General features: G+C 71.6%; 13 protein-coding genes. 7 read left to right on the top strand and 6 right to left on the bottom strand.

Going from position 1 to position 15,448, the window contains the following annotated elements:
- Positions 1–44: 44 nt before the first annotated feature.
- From ACZ499_RS21805 to ACZ499_RS21795, 3 genes are all read left to right on the top strand, one after another.
- Positions 45–1,064: an LLM class flavin-dependent oxidoreductase gene (locus ACZ499_RS21805; RefSeq protein ID WP_468677141.1), complete on the top strand. Its 1,020-nt coding sequence runs from the start codon at positions 45–47 to the stop codon at positions 1,062–1,064.
- Between the two features lie 9 nt (positions 1,065–1,073).
- The gene (locus ACZ499_RS21800; RefSeq protein WP_468677139.1) at positions 1,074–3,440 is read left to right on the top strand and encodes an ATP-binding cassette domain-containing protein; all 2,367 of its coding nucleotides are present in this window, start codon (positions 1,074–1,076) and stop codon (positions 3,438–3,440) included.
- Positions 3,441–3,630: 190 nt separating this feature from the next.
- Positions 3,631–4,305, top strand: coding sequence for a hypothetical protein (locus ACZ499_RS21795; RefSeq protein ID WP_468677137.1), 675 nt, complete (start codon positions 3,631–3,633; stop codon positions 4,303–4,305).
- Between the two features lie 64 nt (positions 4,306–4,369).
- Here the strand turns inward: ACZ499_RS21795 and ACZ499_RS21790 are convergent, their stop codons facing one another.
- The 3 genes from ACZ499_RS21790 to ACZ499_RS21780 are packed head-to-tail and all read right to left on the bottom strand — an operon-like array spanning position 4,370 to position 7,779.
- Complete coding sequence (locus ACZ499_RS21790) at positions 4,370–5,125, bottom strand: succinate dehydrogenase/fumarate reductase iron-sulfur subunit (RefSeq protein ID WP_468677135.1); 756 nt, start codon at positions 5,123–5,125, stop codon at positions 4,370–4,372.
- Positions 5,122–7,071 carry a fumarate reductase/succinate dehydrogenase flavoprotein subunit gene (locus tag ACZ499_RS21785; protein WP_468677133.1) on the bottom strand — a complete coding sequence of 650 codons (1,950 nt, stop codon included), beginning with the start codon at positions 7,069–7,071 and terminating at the stop codon, positions 5,122–5,124. The genes ACZ499_RS21790 and ACZ499_RS21785 overlap by 4 nt, the downstream gene beginning before the upstream one ends.
- Positions 7,072–7,779, bottom strand: a complete 708-nt coding sequence (locus tag ACZ499_RS21780; RefSeq protein ID WP_468402801.1) for a succinate dehydrogenase — start codon at positions 7,777–7,779, stop codon at positions 7,072–7,074. It abuts the gene before it with no gap.
- 83 nt (positions 7,780–7,862) lie between these two features.
- Here ACZ499_RS21780 and ACZ499_RS21775 point away from each other — a divergent pair, with 83 nt between their 5' ends.
- Positions 7,863–8,750, top strand: a complete 888-nt coding sequence (locus ACZ499_RS21775) for a LysR family transcriptional regulator (protein ID WP_468402803.1) — start codon at positions 7,863–7,865, stop codon at positions 8,748–8,750.
- Positions 8,751–8,770: 20 nt separating this feature from the next.
- On the opposite strand, the gene ACZ499_RS21770 is transcribed toward ACZ499_RS21775, so the two are convergent.
- The 3 genes from ACZ499_RS21770 to ACZ499_RS21760 form a co-directional block, all read right to left on the bottom strand.
- Complete coding sequence (locus tag ACZ499_RS21770) at positions 8,771–10,945, bottom strand: putative bifunctional diguanylate cyclase/phosphodiesterase (protein WP_468402805.1); 2,175 nt, start codon at positions 10,943–10,945, stop codon at positions 8,771–8,773.
- The gene (locus ACZ499_RS21765; protein WP_468677130.1) at positions 10,942–11,754 is read right to left on the bottom strand and encodes an SAM-dependent methyltransferase; all 813 of its coding nucleotides are present in this window, start codon (positions 11,752–11,754) and stop codon (positions 10,942–10,944) included. Before ACZ499_RS21765 ends, ACZ499_RS21770 begins: the two co-directional genes overlap by 4 nt.
- Before the next feature lie 215 nt (positions 11,755–11,969).
- Positions 11,970–12,941 carry an SCO0930 family lipoprotein gene (locus tag ACZ499_RS21760; RefSeq protein ID WP_468677128.1) on the bottom strand — a complete coding sequence of 324 codons (972 nt, stop codon included), beginning with the start codon at positions 12,939–12,941 and terminating at the stop codon, positions 11,970–11,972.
- Positions 12,942–13,533: 592 nt separating this feature from the next.
- Here ACZ499_RS21760 and ACZ499_RS21755 point away from each other — a divergent pair.
- From ACZ499_RS21755 to ACZ499_RS21745, 3 genes are all read left to right on the top strand, one after another.
- The gene (locus tag ACZ499_RS21755) at positions 13,534–13,767 is read left to right on the top strand and encodes a hypothetical protein (RefSeq protein ID WP_468677127.1); all 234 of its coding nucleotides are present in this window, start codon (positions 13,534–13,536) and stop codon (positions 13,765–13,767) included.
- A 62-nt stretch (positions 13,768–13,829) separates the two neighbouring features.
- Positions 13,830–14,594 carry a bestrophin-like domain gene (locus ACZ499_RS21750; RefSeq protein WP_468677125.1) on the top strand — a complete coding sequence of 255 codons (765 nt, stop codon included), beginning with the start codon at positions 13,830–13,832 and terminating at the stop codon, positions 14,592–14,594.
- 179 nt (positions 14,595–14,773) lie between these two features.
- Positions 14,774–15,316, top strand: coding sequence for a hypothetical protein (locus ACZ499_RS21745; RefSeq protein WP_468677123.1), 543 nt, complete (start codon positions 14,774–14,776; stop codon positions 15,314–15,316).
- The last annotated feature ends 132 nt before the right edge of the window (positions 15,317–15,448 follow it).

Here is a 15,448-nt window from a genome sequence, read left to right as displayed (position 1 = left end):
TCCACCCTAGGGAATCCTGGCGCGGCACAGACGTTGAAGGTTGTGTGAGCTCACTGATCGCGTCGACGCGCTTCTCCGTCCTTGACCGCTCCCGCATCCGCGCGGGGCACGACGGACCGCAGGCGCTGCGGGACACCGTGGCCTTCGCGCAGGAGGCCGAGCGGCTCGGCTACCACCGCTTCTGGGTCTCGGAGCACCACAGCGTGCCGGGTGTCGCGGGCTCCGCGCCGACCGTGCTCGCCGCGGCCGTAGCCGCCGCCACCTCGACGATCCGGGTCGGCACGGGCGGTGTGATGCTCCCCAACCACCAACCGCTCGTGGTGGCCGAGCAGTTCGGGATCCTTGAGTCCCTCTTCCCCGGCCGCGTCGACATGGGCCTGGGGCGGTCGGTCGGGTTCACGGACGGCATCCGCAAGGCGCTCGGCCGCGACAAGAAGGACGCCGACGACTTCGCGGGCCGGCTGAGCGAACTCCTCGGCTACTTCGACGGTACGCAGACGGCCCACCCCCAGGTGCACGCCCGCCCGGCCGAGGGGCTCCGGGTCCCCGCGTTCGTCCTCGCCACCGGACAGGGCGCGCAGCTCGCCGCCAGTGCCGGTCTCGCCCTGGTCATCGCCGATGTGCGCGGCGAGGACGCCATGCTGCGCGCCATCGACGACTACCGCGACACGTTCCGCCCCTCCGCGTGGAACGACCGCCCGTACGTGGTGGTCTCCGGCACGGTCGCCGTGGCCGGCACCACCGAGGAGGCCCGCCGCATCCTGCTGCCCGAGGCCTGGTCGACGGCGCACTCGCGCACCCGGGGCGAGTTCCCGCCGCTCTCCCCCGCCGAGGAGATCCTGGCGCTGCCGATGACCGACCGCGAACGCGCGCTCTTCGAGGAGGCCCGGCGCGGCCAGATCCACGGCACCGAGGACGAGGTCGCCGACGCCCTGGAGAAGCTGCTCTCGCGCAGCGCGGCCGACGAGTTCCTGGTCACGACCAGTACGTACGACCGGGGCGCGATGCTGGACTCCTACCGACGGCTCGCCCGGCTCGCGGGCACGGCCGGCCGCTCCGCCTAGAATTCCGGTATGCAAAGCCCCACCGGACGGACCGAAGCCGACCGCCCCCATGACCCGTACGTACGGGTGCGGGGCGCGCGCGAGCACAATCTGCGCGGGGTCGACGTGGACATCCCCCGGGACGCGCTGGCGGTCTTCACCGGGGTCTCCGGGTCGGGTAAGTCCTCGCTCGCCTTCGGGACGATCTACGCGGAGGCCCAGCGGCGCTACTTCGAGTCGGTGGCTCCGTACGCCCGGCGGCTGATCCACCAGGTGGGCGCGCCGAAGGTCGTGGAGATCTCGGGGCTGCCGCCCGCCGTCTCGCTGGAGCAGCGGCGCTCGTCCCCGACCTCGCGCTCCTCGGTCGGCACGGTCACCACGCTCTCCAACTCGCTGCGGATGCTGTTCTCCCGCGCGGGCACCTACCCGACCGGCGCCGCGCGCCTGGACTCGGACTCCTTCTCGCCCAACACAGCGGCCGGCGCCTGCCCCGAGTGCCACGGCCTGGGCCGCGTCCACCGCACCAGCGAGGAGCTCCTCGTCCCCGACCCGTCGCTGTCCATCCGCGACGGCGCCATCGCGGCCTGGCCTGGCGCCTGGCAGGGCAAGAACCTGCGCGATGTCCTCGACACTCTCGGGTACGACGTCGACCGGCCCTGGCGCGAGCTCGACCCGGCGGACCGCGAGTGGATCCTGTTCACGGACGAGCAGCCGGTGGTCACCGTGCACCCGGTGCGCGAGGCGAACCGTATCCAACGCCCGTACCAGGGCACGTACATGAGCGCCCACCGCTATGTGATGAAGACGTTCGCCGAGAGCAAGAGCCCGACGCTGCGAACGAAGGCCGAGCGGTTCCTCACCGCCGCCGACTGCCCTGTCTGCGGCGGCAGCCGGCTGCGGCCGGAGGCCCTGGCGGTCACCTTCGCGGGCAGCACCATCGCGGAACTCGCCGCCCTCCCGCTCAACTCCCTCGCAGATGTGCTGCGTTCAGCCGACGGCGGGCCCACGGCCGAGGTCCTGACGGCCGATCTGCTGAGCCGGATCGACCCCGTCACCGAGCTCGGCCTCGGCTATCTCAGCCTGGACCGGACCGCGCCCACCCTCTCCGCCGGGGAGCTCCAGCGGCTGCGGCTCGCGACCCAGCTGCGGTCGGGGCTCTTCGGCGTGGTGTACGTCCTGGACGAGCCGTCGGCGGGGCTGCACCCGGCCGACACGGAAGCCCTGCTCACGGTCCTCGACCGGCTGAAGGCGGCCGGGAACTCGGTGTTCGTCGTCGAGCACCACCTCGATGTGATGCGGCACGCCGACTGGCTGGTGGACGTGGGTCCACTCGCCGGGGTGCACGGCGGGCAGGTGCTGCACAGCGGCCCGCCGCACGCGCTGGCCGAGGTGGCCGAGTCGCAGACCCGCCGCTTCCTCTTCGACACGGCGCCCCGGCCCGTACGCGAGGTGCGCGAGCCGTCCGGATGGCTGAACGTCGGCCCGGTGACCCGGCACAATCTGCGGGGCCTGACGGCCGAGCTGCCGCTGGGTGTCTTCACGGCGGTGACCGGCGTCTCGGGCTCCGGGAAGTCCACGCTGGTGGGCGAGGTCACCGAGGAACTCCCGGGTGTGGAGCGGCTGGTGACGGTCGATCAGAAGCCGATCGGCCGCACGCCCCGGTCCAACCTCGCCACGTACACCGGCCTCTTCGACGTCGTACGCAAGCTCTTCACCGCCACCGAGGAGGCGAGGGCGCGCGGCTACAAGGCGGGCCGGTTCTCCTTCAACGTCCCGGGCGGGCGCTGCGAGACCTGTCAGGGCGAGGGGTTCGTCTCGGTGGAGCTGCTGTTCCTGCCGAGTACGTACGCGCCCTGCCCGGACTGCCACGGCGCCCGGTACAACCCGCAGACGCTGGAGGTCACCCACCGGGGCCGCACCATCGCCGAGGTGCTCGACCTCACGGTGGAGGCGGCGGCCGAGTTCTTCGCCGACACCCCGGCCGCCGCCCGCAGTCTGACCGCGCTGCTCGACGTGGGGCTGGGCTATCTGCGCCTGGGCCAGCCCGCCACCGAGCTCTCCGGCGGCGAGGCCCAGCGCATCAAGCTGGCGGCCGAGCTCCAGAGGGCACGGCGCGACCACACCCTGTACCTCCTGGACGAGCCCACGACCGGGCTGCACCCGGCCGATGTCGAGGTGCTGCTGCGCCAGTTGCACGGCCTGGTCGACGCGGGCCACTCGGTGGTGGTCGTCGAGCACGACATGAGCGTGGTGGCGGGCGCCGACTGGGTGGTGGACCTCGGGCCGGGCGGCGGCGACGAGGGCGGCAGGATCGTGGCGGCGGGTCCGCCGCGCGAGGTCGCGTCGGCGGGGGCCGGGCGCACGGCCCCGTATCTGGCGAAGGCGCTCGACGGCTGACGCCCGACCGCCGCCGATCAGTAGCAGAACCTCACCGCCCGACAAGCTGACGGCTCGTCAATTCATGGCGGAACAGCGGCTGTTCGGTCCGAAAAAGCGGACTTACTCTCAAGTTCACCAGGGTTCGACTTCACCTGAGTTCCTCCTCGCACCCCCACCCCATCGAAATCGTTCGACCGAGGAGCCCCCCATGGCAACCCGCAGATTCCGTGTGCCCGCCGCCCTCATGGCCGCCGCGGCCGCTCTCACCTTCGGCGCCACCAATGCCGCCGGCGCCCTCGTGGCCGGTTCCACCACGGTGACCCCGGCCGGCCACTCCTTCGCCGCCAAGCTCAACGGCAAGGCCACCTTCACCGCCGGTTCCACCACCATGACCTGTACGGTCTCGGCGTCGGTCCCCAGCGGCACGAGCACCAACCAGGTCCCGGCCGCCCCCGGCAACCACAACGCCGCCGGGCCCGTCTCCGCCGCCATCAACCCGCCTTCCTTCAGCGGCTGCACCACCAGCATCTTCGGCGTCGGCGTGACCGTCACCAGCAACGCGACCAACGGCCAGTGGAGCATCTCCGCCCAGTACGGCTCGCCGGTCTCGGCCGGGCTCACCATGCCGAAGGGCGGGGTCGTCATCAAGACGAGCGGCCTCGCCAACTGCACGCTCAACGCATCGCCCGGCGGCCCCAGCACTGTCGCGGGCACCTGGACCAACGGCTCACCGTCCAGACTCGCCATCGCCAACGCGCCCGTGGCGGCCACCGGAACGGGCGGCTTCCTCTGCCCCACGGGCAACCAGACGGCCACCTTCTCGGCCACCTACGACGTCACCGACACCACCGACCCGGCCCAGCAGATCACCGTCACCGGCTGAGCCGTACGCCAAGGGCGTGCCCCGGAACCACGGCCGGGGGCACGCCCCACTCCTCGGCGGCGCCTCAGCGGCCGACCTTCCCCGCCTTCCTGGTCGCCCGCAGCCACTCCTTGTTCATCGCCGCGATCGACGGCAGCGGAATGCCCTTGGGGCAGGCGGTGGCGCACTCGCCGGTGAGGGTGCAGCCGCCGAAGCCCTCCGCGTCCATCTGGCCGACCATGTCGAGCACCCGGGTCTCACGCTCGGGCGCGCCCTGCGGCAGCACGTTGAGGTGGTTGACCTTGGCCGAGGTGAACAGCATGGCCGAGCCGTTGGGGCAGGCCGCCACGCACGCGCCGCAGCCGATGCACTCGGCGTGCTCGAAGGCGAAGTCGGCGTCCGGCTTGGGCACCGGCGTGGCGTGCGCCTCGGGCGCGGCTCCCGTCGGGACGCTGATGTAGCCGCCCGCCTGGATGATCCGGTCGAAGGCCGAGCGGTCCACCACCAGGTCCTTGACGACCGGGAAGGCGGCCGCCCGCCACGGCTCGACGTCGATGGTGTCGCCGTCCCGGAACGCCCGCATGTGCAGCTGGCAGGTGGTGGTGCGCTCGGGTCCGTGCGCGTCGCCGTTGATGACCAGGCTGCACGCGCCGCAGATGCCCTCGCGGCAGTCGTGGTCGAAGGCGACCGGGTCCTCGCCGCCCAGGATGAGTTCCTCGTTGAGCGTGTCGAGCATCTCCAGGAAGGACATGTCGGCCGAGATGCCGTCCACTTCGTAGGTGGACATCGCTCCGTCGGCGCCGGCGTTCTTCTGCCGCCAGACGCGCAGGGTGAGCTTCATGCGTAGCTCCGCTGGGTGGGGTGGACGTACTCGAAGACGAGGTCTTCCTTGTGCAGGACGGGGGCGGTGCCGGTCTCCGTGAACTCCCAGGCGGCCGCGTACGAGAACTCCTCGTCGCGCCGGGCCGCCTCGCCGTCCGGGGTCTGGGACTCCTCGCGGAAGTGTCCGCCGCAGGACTCGGCGCGGTGCAGTGCGTCGAGGCACATGAGCTCGGCGAGCTCCAGGTAGTCGACGATGCGGTTGGCCTTCTCCAGGGACTGGTTGAACTCCTCGCCGGTGCCCGGGACCTTGATGCGGCGCCAGAACTCCTCGCGGATCTGCGGGATCCGGTCGAGGGCCTTGCGCAGCCCCTCCTCGGTGCGGGCCATTCCGCAGTACTCCCACATCAGTTCACCGATCTCGCGGTGGAAGGCGTCGGGGGTGCGGTCGCCGTTCACCGCCAGGAGCAGGTTGAGCCGGTCCTCGGTGTCGGCGACCGCTTCCGCGACCGCCGGGTGCTCGGCGGTGACCGGCTCCTGGTGCGGGTTGCGCGCCAGATAGTCGTTGATCGTGGAGGGGAGTACGAAGTAGCCGTCCGCCAGGCCCTGCATCAGGGCCGAGGCGCCGAGCCGGTTGGCGCCGTGGTCGGAGAAGTTGGCCTCCCCGATCGCGAACAGACCCGGAACGGTGGTCTGGAGGTCGTAGTCGACCCACAGCCCGCCCATCGTGTAGTGCACGGCGGGATAGATCCGCATCGGCACCTCGTACGGGTTCTCGGCGGTGATCCGCTCGTACATCTCGAAGAGGTTGCCGTACTGCTCCTCGACCTTGTCGCGCCCCATCCGCGCGATGGCGTCCGCGAAGTCGAGGTAGACCCCCTGGCCGCCGGGGCCGACGCCGCGGCCCTCGTCGCAGACGTTCTTGGCGGCGCGCGAGGCGATGTCGCGCGGGACGAGGTTGCCGAAGGAGGGGTAGATGCGCTCCAGGTAGTAGTCGCGCTCGTCCTCGGGGATCTCGGCCGCGGGGCGGTTGTCGCCCTGGCCCTTCGGCACCCAGATCCGGCCGTCGTTGCGCAGTGACTCGCTCATCAGGGTGAGCTTGGACTGGTGCTCGCCGGTGCGCGGGATGCAGGTGGGGTGGATCTGGGTGAAGCACGGGTTGGCGAAGTGGGCGCCGCGCCGGTGGGCCCGCCACACGGCGGTGGCGTTGGAGTTCATGGCGTTGGTGGAGAGGTAGAAGACGTTGCCGTAGCCGCCGCTGGCCAGGACCACCGCGTCCGCGAAGTAGGTGTCGATCCGGCCGGTGACCAGGTCGCGGGCGACGATGCCGCGCGCCTTTCCGTCCACCACGATCAGGTCGAGCATCTCGGTGCGGGCGTGCAGCTCCACGTTGCCGGCCGCGATCTGCCGCGAGAGCGCCTGGTAGGCGCCGAGCAGCAGTTGCTGGCCCGTCTGGCCGCGCGCGTAGAACGTACGGGAGACCTGGACGCCGCCGAAGGAGCGGGTGTCGAGGAGTCCTCCGTACTCGCGGGCGAAGGGCACGCCCTGGGCCACGCACTGGTCGATGATCTCGACGGAGATCTGCGCGAGGCGGTGGACGTTGGACTCCCTCGCCCGGAAGTCGCCGCCCTTGACGGTGTCGTAGAAGAGGCGGTGGATGGAGTCGCCGTCGTTGCGGTAGTTCTTGGCCGCGTTGATGCCGCCCTGCGCGGCGATGGAGTGGGCGCGGCGCGGGGAGTCCTGGAAGCAGAACTGGACGACGTGGTAGCCCTGTTCGGCCAGGGTCGCGCCGGCCGAGCCGCCCGCGAGCCCGGTGCCGACGACGATCACGGTGTGCTTGCGGCGGTTGGCCGGGTTCACCAGCTTCGCCTCGAACCGGCGGGTGTCCCAGCGTTCGGCGACGGGTCCCGAGGGTGCCTTGGTGTCGGCGATCGGCTCGCCGAGCGCGTAGTCGGTGTACGAGGTCATTCAGCTCACCACTCCGGTCATGACGGCGACGGGGACGGAGATGAATCCGAGGGTCAGCACCAGCGCGAGCGCGTTGGCGAGGTTCTTGAGGATCCGGTCGCGGGCCGCGCTGCCGGCGCCGAGGGTCTGGGCGGCGCTCCAGAAGCCGTGCTGGACGTGGAGGCCGAGGGCGAGCATCGCCACGATGTAGACGGTGTTGCCGTACCAGGTGGAGAAGGTGTCCACCACGTTCTGGTACGGGTGCCCGGACTGGAAGCCGCCGGAGTGCACGGTCCCGGTGGTCAGGTCCAGGACGTGCCAGACGATGAACAGGCCGAGGATGACGCCGCCCCAGCGCATGGTGCGGGTGGCGTAGCTCGCGCGGGGGCGGCGGTGCACGTACTTGTCGGGGCGCGCCCTGATGTCGCGCCGGCTCAGCTGGTACGCGGAGACCGCGTGCGCGACGACGGCGGCGACCAGCACCACCCGGATGATCCAGAGCGCCCACTCGTAGTGCAGGAAGGGCTCGCCGACGGTGCGCAGCCAGTGCGCGTACCCGTTGAAGTCGCCCGCCCCGAAGAAGATCTTGAGGTTGCCGAACATGTGGACGGCCAGATAGGTCAGCATGATCATGCCGCTGACGGCCATGACCGCCTTCTTGCCGACGGTGGAGTCCCACACGGTGCGCGTCAAGGACGGTTTTCGGTCCGTCCGCGTTGCCAGAGCCATGTCATAGACGCTAGGGCCGGAGGTCCCGAGAGGTCCAAGACATGAATACGCTCGATTCGATAGCCATGGCCTATCGTGGGCCCATGCAGTTCCAGCAGCTCCTGTACTTCGTGGCCGTCGCGGAGACCCGCCACTTCACCCGCGCCGCCGAGCAGGTCCACGTCTCGCAGCCCTCGCTCTCCCAGCAGATCAGGGCGCTGGAGAAGGAGCTGGGCGCCGAGCTGTTCAGCCGCGCCCGGGGCAACATCGCCCTGACCGACGCGGGCGAGGCGCTGCTGCCACTGGCCCGCCGCATCCTGGCCGATGCGGACACCGCGCGGATCGAGGTGCAGGAGCTGGCGCAGCTGCGCCGCGGCCGGGTCCGGCTCGGCGCCACCCCGAGCCTGTGCACCGGCCTGCTGCCGGACGTGCTGCGCGCCTTCCACAGCCGCCATCCGGGCATCCAGCTCCTGATCGAGGAGGGCGGCTCGCACGACCTCGTACGGGAGCTGGCACGCGGCGCGCTCGACCTCGCCCTGGTGGTCCTTCCGCTGCCTCCCGGCTCCCCCGCGCTGACCAGCGTCGAGCTCCTCCACGAGGACCTGGTGGTGGTCTCGGCCGCCGCCGAACCCTCCCCCGGCACCGGCGGGCGGGTCCACATCCGCGATCTGCGCGACGCGCCGCTCGTGATGTTCCGGCACGGCTACGACCTGCGGGAGCTCACCGTGGCGGCCTGCCGCGCCGAGGGCTTCGAGCCGGTGTTCACGGTCGAGGGCGGCGAGATGGACGCGGTGCTCGGCTTCGTACGGGCCGGGCTCGGCATCGCGGTGGTGCCGAGCATGGTGGCCGCCCGGGCGGGCCGCGATCTGCGGGTGACCCCGCTGGCCCGCCCGGGCCTGCGCCGCACGATCGCGCTGGCCCACCGCAGCGACGTGGACCCGCCGCGCGCCGCACGGGAGTTGCAGCGGGTCCTGCTCAGGGTCGGGGTCTGACCCCGCGGTACCGGTACGGGTCAGACGGCGTCGGTGAGCGCCAGTGAGTGAATGCGGTCCGGGGCGCCGGGGCGGGCGTAGTACCAGCCCTGGGCGGTGTCGCAGCCCAGCTCGCGCAGCTGCTCGGCCTGCGCCCCGGTCTCCACGCCCTCGACGGTGACGGCCAGTTGCAGGCTGTGGGCCAGTGACACGATCCCCTCGACGATCTTGATGTCGACCGGGTCGGCCGGGTGCTGCTGCATGGACTGGGTGAAGGAGCGGTCCAGTTTCAGCACGCTCACCGGGAGCCGGCGCAGGTTCGCCAGGTTGGAGTAGCCGGTGCCGAAGTCGTCCAGGGCGATGTCCACGCCCATGTCCGCGAGCTGGCGCAGCGGCTTCAGCAGATCGTCGTCCGCGCCGATCAGCGCGGACTCGGTGACCTCCAGGCACAGGGCGCCCGGCTCCAGGCCCGACCGCTCCAGTACCTCCACCGTGTCGGCCACCAGACCGGGGTGGTGCAGCTGCGTCGGCGAGAGGTTCACGTTGATCCGCAGCGGGCCGCCCGCCCGCGAGCCCGGGTGGCGCTCCTGCCAGAACCTCGCCTGGCGTACGGACTCCGCCATCACCCAGCGGCCGAGCGGCACGATCAGACCGGTGTGCTCGGCGAGCGGGATGAACCGGTCCGGGCCGAGCACACCGTGCTGCGGATGCGACCAGCGCACCAGCGCCTCCGCCCCGTGCACACTGCCGTCGACCAGGTGCACCAGCGGCTGGTACTCGATGAAGAACTCACCGCGCTCCAGCGCGGCCGGCAGCGCGTTGGTGAGCCCGTGCCGGGTGATCGCACGGGCGTCGGCCTCCGGGTCGGCCCGCTCGAAACGGTTGCCGCCCGCCGCCTTGGCCCGGTACATCGTGATGTCGGCGCTGCGCAGCACCTCCGCCGGGCCGCGCTCGTCCGCCGGGCCCTCGACCACACCGATCGAGCCGCGCACGGTGAGCTCGCGGCCCTCGAGGCGGATCGGCACGGAGAGCACGCCGAGGATGCGGGAGGCCAGTTCGTCGACCTCGCGCAGGGTGTCGGTGCCGGTGGTCAGGGCCACGAACTCGTCGCCGCCGAGCCGCGCCACCATCTCGCCGGGCCCGGTCGCACAGCTCTGCAGCCGGTCGGCGACCTCCACCAGGAGCCGGTCGCCCGCCGAGTGGCCGAGGCTGTCGTTGACCGCCTTGAATCCGTCGAGGTCGAGGTAGCAGAGCCCGAAGCGCTTGCCCTCCCCCGCCGCGAGCGCCTTGTCCAGGCGCTCGAAGAACAGGGTGCGGTTGGGCAGGCCGGTCAGGGCGTCGTGGGTGGCCTCGTAGCGCAGCCGCAGATTCAGCAGCCGCCGCTCGGTGGTGTCCTCCAGAAGGGCCAGCTGGTACTGCGGTCGGCCCTCGGCGTCGCGCAGCAGCGAGACCGTCAGATTGGTCCACAGGACGGTGCCGTCGCCGCGGTAGTACGGCTTCTCGACCCGGTAGTGGTCGCGCTCGCCCCGGACCAGCTCCTCGTAGAGCTTCCAGACCTGCGGCGCGTCCTCGGGGTGCACCCACTCGCTGACGTTGCGGCTGCGGATCTGCCCCTCGACGCCACCGAACATCCGGGTGAGGGTCTCGTTGACCTCCAGGACGCGGCCTTCGAGGTCGGCGATGCCGATGCCGACGGCGGCGCCCTCGAAGATCGCGCGGAACCGGGTCTCGGTGGTGTGCAGGGCCTCCTCGGCGGCGCTGCGCGCGGCGAGCGCGGAGCGGGCGATGGCCTCCTGCTCGCTCAAGGTGCGCTCGCGCAGCGCCTGGGCGAACCCGGCGGCCAGCGCGTGCTGGAGGCGGGCGCAGCGGGCCCGCGCCTCCTCGGCCCGCAGGTCGCCGCCCGTACCGCAGTACAGGACGAGATAGGAGTCGACCACGCCGAGCGTACGGCTGAGCGCGTCCGGGTCGGTGCAGTGGGCGCCCACCAGGCCGGCGCCGATCTCGTGTGCGGGCGCCGGGTCGAAGTGGCGGCGGTGCAGCGCCTCGATGAGGCGGCGGGCCAGCGGCAGCAGATGGCGCTCGAACTCGGGTCGGGTCAGCGACGTGGCCGTCACCGGGAAGATGGCCCGGCTCCAGATCGTGGCGAACCGTCTGAGCCGGGACTCGGGGCCGTCGGGATCGACGGGCTGCCCGTCCGTCCGGGTCGGGGTGCTCACGCTGTGCGTCCCACGCCGGCGAACCCCGAGAAGGCGTAGGGGTCTTCCTGCTCCGGCGAGGACTCCGGGCGCCACATCGGCATCTGCACCAGACCGGGCGCGACCATCTCGAACCCGTCGAAGAACGTGGCGATCTCGTCGCTCGTCCGCATGACCAGCGGGTTGCGGATGTTGCGGTAGACGCCCACCGCACCGCCGGCCCGGTCCTCGCTGAGCGGGATGCCCTCGTACGCGGCGTGGGTGAGGATCAGCAGGCTGCCGGGGGCGAGCGCGTCGCGCAGCTCGGCGACGGCGGCGCGCGGGTCGTCCGAGTCCTCCACGAAGTGGAGGACGGCCACCAGGAGCAGGGCGACCGGCTGGTCCAGGTCGAGCAGCCTGCCGACCTCGGCGCTGGTGAGGATGTCCTGCGGCTTGCGCAGATCGGCGGCGAGCACGCCCGCCCGCTCGTTGCCGTCCAGGACGGCCCTGCTGTGCGCGACGGCGACCGGGTCGTGGTCGACGTAGACGACCCGCGCCTCGGCGGCGCGGCTCTGGGCGACCTCGTGGACGTTGCCGAACGTCGGGATGCCCGAGCCGATGTCCAGGAACTGCGTGATGCCCTCGTCCAGGGCGAAACGGACCGCCCGCCGCATGAACGCCCGGTTCGCCTGCATCACCTTGGGCAGTCCGGGGATGAACTCCATGGCCTTGCGCGCGGCTTCCCGGTCGACCTCGAAATTGTGCGAGCCGCCCAGGTAGTAGTCGTAGATGCGGGACACACTCGGCACCGAGATGTCGATGCCCGTAGGGGCCCAGGCAGGACGCTCCATCTATGTCTCCAACAGCTCGCCGCAGGGGGTGTGGTGGCCATGTGCATGGTCAGTGTTCGAGCTGAGGCTACTGATCGTCAGGCAGGAGGGCGAGTGAAAACGGAAAATGCCGATCCGTTATTGGTCACACACAAGTTCGGTCACATCCTCCGGAACGTGCGTCGAGCCCGCCACCGCGCGGGGGACACGGTGACGGGCCGACGGCCTTGGGGGGGTTACTTGGTGGTGGCGATCAGCTTTCCCTCGGGCGAGACTGCCCACCAAGTGCCGCCCACGCCCTGGCCGTTGGTGTCCCCGGGCTTGCTGTCGCCGGCGTAGGTGTAGACGGGCCAGCAGTTGATGGACTGCTGCTTGATGCCGTCGGGCCGGTTGAAGGTGACGAAGCCCTTCTGGATGATGCCCTCGGTGTCCTTCTTCTCCACCGGCGCGACCACCGGCCACTTCTTGAGGCAGTCACCGACACAGGCCGACTTCATGGGCCAGGCGGAGTCCTTCTTGAAGCGGTAGACGGTCATCCCGCGGGAGTCGACGATGATCTTGCCGAGCTTGGCGTCGTTACGGACCGACAGGCCCGGCAGGCTCGGCGTCTCCGCCCCGGCCTCGGAGCTGTCCGCGGAGGGCGCCGCCTTCTTGCCGTCGGGGGCCGAGGCGTGCCAGGTGCCGCCCACGCCCTGCCCGTTCGCGTCACCGGTCTTGGTGTCCTTGGTGTACCGGTACATCGGCCAGCCGGCGATCGTCAGCTGCTTGCTGCCGTCGGTACGGGTCACCTCACCGATGAGGCTCGCGTCGGTGCCGGGAGCCGCTGTGACGCTGCCCGCGGGCACGGCCGGCCACAGCTTCGCGCAGTCGCCGTCGCAATTCGACTTGGGCGGACTGGCGGTGTCCTTGTCGAAGCGGTAGAGCGTCATTCCGGCGCTGTCGGTGACCACCTTGCCGAGTTCCTTGCTGTCCCACACCGTAAGCTGTCCGGCCGCCTTGGCGGCCGCCTGATTGGCGGTGCCGGACCCCGAGCCGTAGCCCGCGTCGCCGTATCCGTAGCCGTTTCCGCTGCCCGCGGCCGGGGCGGCGTTGCCGACCGACTGGCCCTTGGGCGAGGCACTTCCCTTGTCCTGGCCGCACGCCGTCGCCGTGAGTGCCAGTACTGCCGCCGCCGTCACCGCGAGCGAGGCGTTGCGCCAGGTTGCCATGTCAACTCCAGTTGGTTCTCTGCTTGTTGTGGCGCCTGGGTGCGCCTTTCATGGCCCTAGGTACGCGTGGCGGCCCCCGGAACGTTCAAAACCCTGCGAAAGAATTTTCCCGCCCCCCGTCGAACCGCCCCCGGCGGTTCCAAACGCAAACCCGGCCAACCTCCCCCCATCAGGCGAATCCGAGCCGGTCTCATGGCCGAGCGGCCCGCCGGGCCGGATGATCCTGGACGTGCACGTAACCCACTTGGCGCAGCGGCTGCTTTCGGCCGCCGCCCTGGCCCTGCTGCTGACCGGCCCCGCGCCGTGCGCGCGCGCGGACGCCTGCGCGTACGCCTCGGTCTCGGGCGGCGCCGGGGACGACTGGGCGGTGGCGGTCGCCGGGGGCGGCATCTGCACGCCGTCGCCCCCGCCGCCCACGCCGAAACCCCCGCCACCTAAGCCGCCCGAACCGAAGCCCCCGGTGCCGAAACCCCCGCCGGCGCACCCGCCCGCCCCGCCGAAGCCGGTCCCTCCCCCGCCGCCCGCCCCGCCGAAGCCGGTCCCTCCCCCGCCGCCGGCCCCGCCCGAGCCGCAGCCCCCTGAGCCCCGGCCGGTGCAGCCTGTAGTGCCCGTACCGGCGAAGCCCGCGCCCCCGCCGCCGCCCGCGCCCGTGGCGCCGGGCCCCTCGGCCACCCCGCCGCCGCGGCTGCGGCCCGTCGCGCTGCCCGCGTACCGCAGGCCGCCGAGGAAGAAGCCCGCCCCGGGGCTCTCGACGGTGACGCTCACCCTGCTGGTCACGGTGCCCGCGGTGGTCGCCGTCGCGGTGCTCCGCCCCCGCTCGAACTAGCCGTCGGCCCTGGCGCGCGCCGTCCGCGCCGTTCCCGCTTCACCCTCGTCGGAGGTTCCCCCTTGAAGGACTGGATCGTCCTCGCCATCGCGATGGCCGCCGCGTGCGTCGTCGTACTGACCATCGTCGTCGTCAACCACCGCCGCATCGGCGAGGACGACGACCCCTCCCAGACCCCGGACGTCATGGAGTACATGACGATGATGATGGGAGTGATCTACGCGATCGTGCTCGGCCTCGCCATCGCGGGCGTCTGGGAGGCCCGGGGCGCGGCCTCGGAGACCGTCCGCCAGGAGGCGCAGGCGCTCCACGAGGTCAGCGAGCGCGCCCAGGTCTATCCGGGCCCGGTCCGCGAGCGCATCCGCGCCGACGTCGACTCGTACGTCACCTATGTCGTGCGCTCCGAGTGGCACCACATGGAGGTCTCGGGCGAGCTCGGCGACAAGGGCTCGGTCCTGCTCTCCCAGCTGCGCAAGGACGTCACGGACTACGAGCCCAAGACCGACCACGAGGGCCAGGCGTACCAGCCGCTGGTCGACCAGGTGGCGGCCGTCGACGACGCCCGCACCACGCGCGGCGCCGGGGCCGGGGCCACGATGCCGGGGGTCGTCTGGTTCGGGCTGATCACCGGGGCCGTGGTGACCGTTGGCCTGATCTTCACGCTCCAGATCCGCCGCACCGGGCGCGAACTGCTGCTGGCCGGGCTGTTCAGCGTGCTCATCGCCTTCCTGCTCTTCCTGATCTGGGACTTCGACGCCCCCTTCGGCCGGGGTCTGTCGGCCACCTCGGCGCCGTTGCGCGACCTCTTTCCCGAACTGTTCACCTGACCGAAATCCCCGGTGACACCCCGACAGGTCCGCCGGGCGGGGGAACGGGATACCCCATTTGCCGGACAGCGTTCGCGACCGGCGCCGCCCGCTCCTAGCGTGTCGGGCATCGAGGTGCATTTCCCGATTTTTGTGGAAAACAGTTCCGCAGTGCTCCTCGGGGACCCGGAGGATTGTCCATGGGCGCGATACGCATCGCCTCCGCCACATTGCTCGGCGCCGCGGCTCTCTCCCTCGCCACCCCCGCGGCAGCGCTGGCCGCCGACGGCGGCGGCGCGCACGGCAGCAACATCACGTCGTTCGGGTTCAGCGTGACCCCCTCCACCATCTCCCCCGGCGGTACGGTCACGCTGAACGTCACCGGGTGCGCCTCCACCGCCACCGCCTCCTCCGGCGTCTTCGGCACGGTGACCATCTCGCCGAACAGCTCCACGACCGCCCAGGTCGACGTCGACGCCAGGCGGGGTGCCACCTACACCGTGACGTTCGTGTGCGGCGGCGAGCGGGGCACCACCGATCTCACGATCACCGGCGGTATCCAGACGCTCCGGCCCACCACCAGGCCCACCATCAGCACCACCACCGCGCCCTCGCGTGGTGTGCGGGGCGGCGTCGGCGGCACCTCGGAGGGCGTCGACAAGGGCGAGATCGCGATCGGCCTCGCCCTCGTCGCCGCGGCAGGTGGCGGCCTCATGTTCTATCTGCGCCGTCGCGACAACTGACAACCAGGGCCTCTCCGGCAGAGAACAGCCGCGAACCGCCCGCCGGGGGGGGGGGGGGGGGGGGGGGGGGGGGGGGGGGGGGGGGGGGGGGGGGGGGGGGGGGGGGGGGGTTCGACTCAGCCACCCGTGCGG

Source organism: Streptomyces sp. NPDC031265 (assembly GCF_055570295.1).
This window is presented reverse-complemented; position numbering and strand designations above follow the sequence as displayed.

What these genes read in the sequence shown, in the direction of transcription:
- ACZ499_RS21775 (WP_468402803.1), top strand. Translation starts at nt 7,863, where the DNA reads ATGCAGTTCCAGCAGCTCCTGTACTTCGTGGCCGTCGCGGAGACCCGC.
- ACZ499_RS21790 (WP_468677135.1), bottom strand. Translation starts at nt 5,125, where the DNA reads ATGAAGCTCACCCTGCGCGTCTGGCGGCAGAAGAACGCCGGCGCCGAC.
- ACZ499_RS21765 (WP_468677130.1), bottom strand. Translation starts at nt 11,754, where the DNA reads ATGGAGCGTCCTGCCTGGGCCCCTACGGGCATCGACATCTCGGTGCCG.
- ACZ499_RS21800 (WP_468677139.1), top strand. Translation starts at nt 1,074, where the DNA reads ATGCAAAGCCCCACCGGACGGACCGAAGCCGACCGCCCCCATGACCCG.
- ACZ499_RS21780 (WP_468402801.1), bottom strand. Translation starts at nt 7,779, where the DNA reads ATGGCTCTGGCAACGCGGACGGACCGAAAACCGTCCTTGACGCGCACC.
- ACZ499_RS21785 (WP_468677133.1), bottom strand. Translation starts at nt 7,071, where the DNA reads ATGACCTCGTACACCGACTACGCGCTCGGCGAGCCGATCGCCGACACC.
- ACZ499_RS21760 (WP_468677128.1), bottom strand. Translation starts at nt 12,941, where the DNA reads ATGGCAACCTGGCGCAACGCCTCGCTCGCGGTGACGGCGGCGGCAGTA.
- ACZ499_RS21745 (WP_468677123.1), top strand. Translation starts at nt 14,774, where the DNA reads ATGGGCGCGATACGCATCGCCTCCGCCACATTGCTCGGCGCCGCGGCT.
- ACZ499_RS21795 (WP_468677137.1), top strand. Translation starts at nt 3,631, where the DNA reads ATGGCAACCCGCAGATTCCGTGTGCCCGCCGCCCTCATGGCCGCCGCG.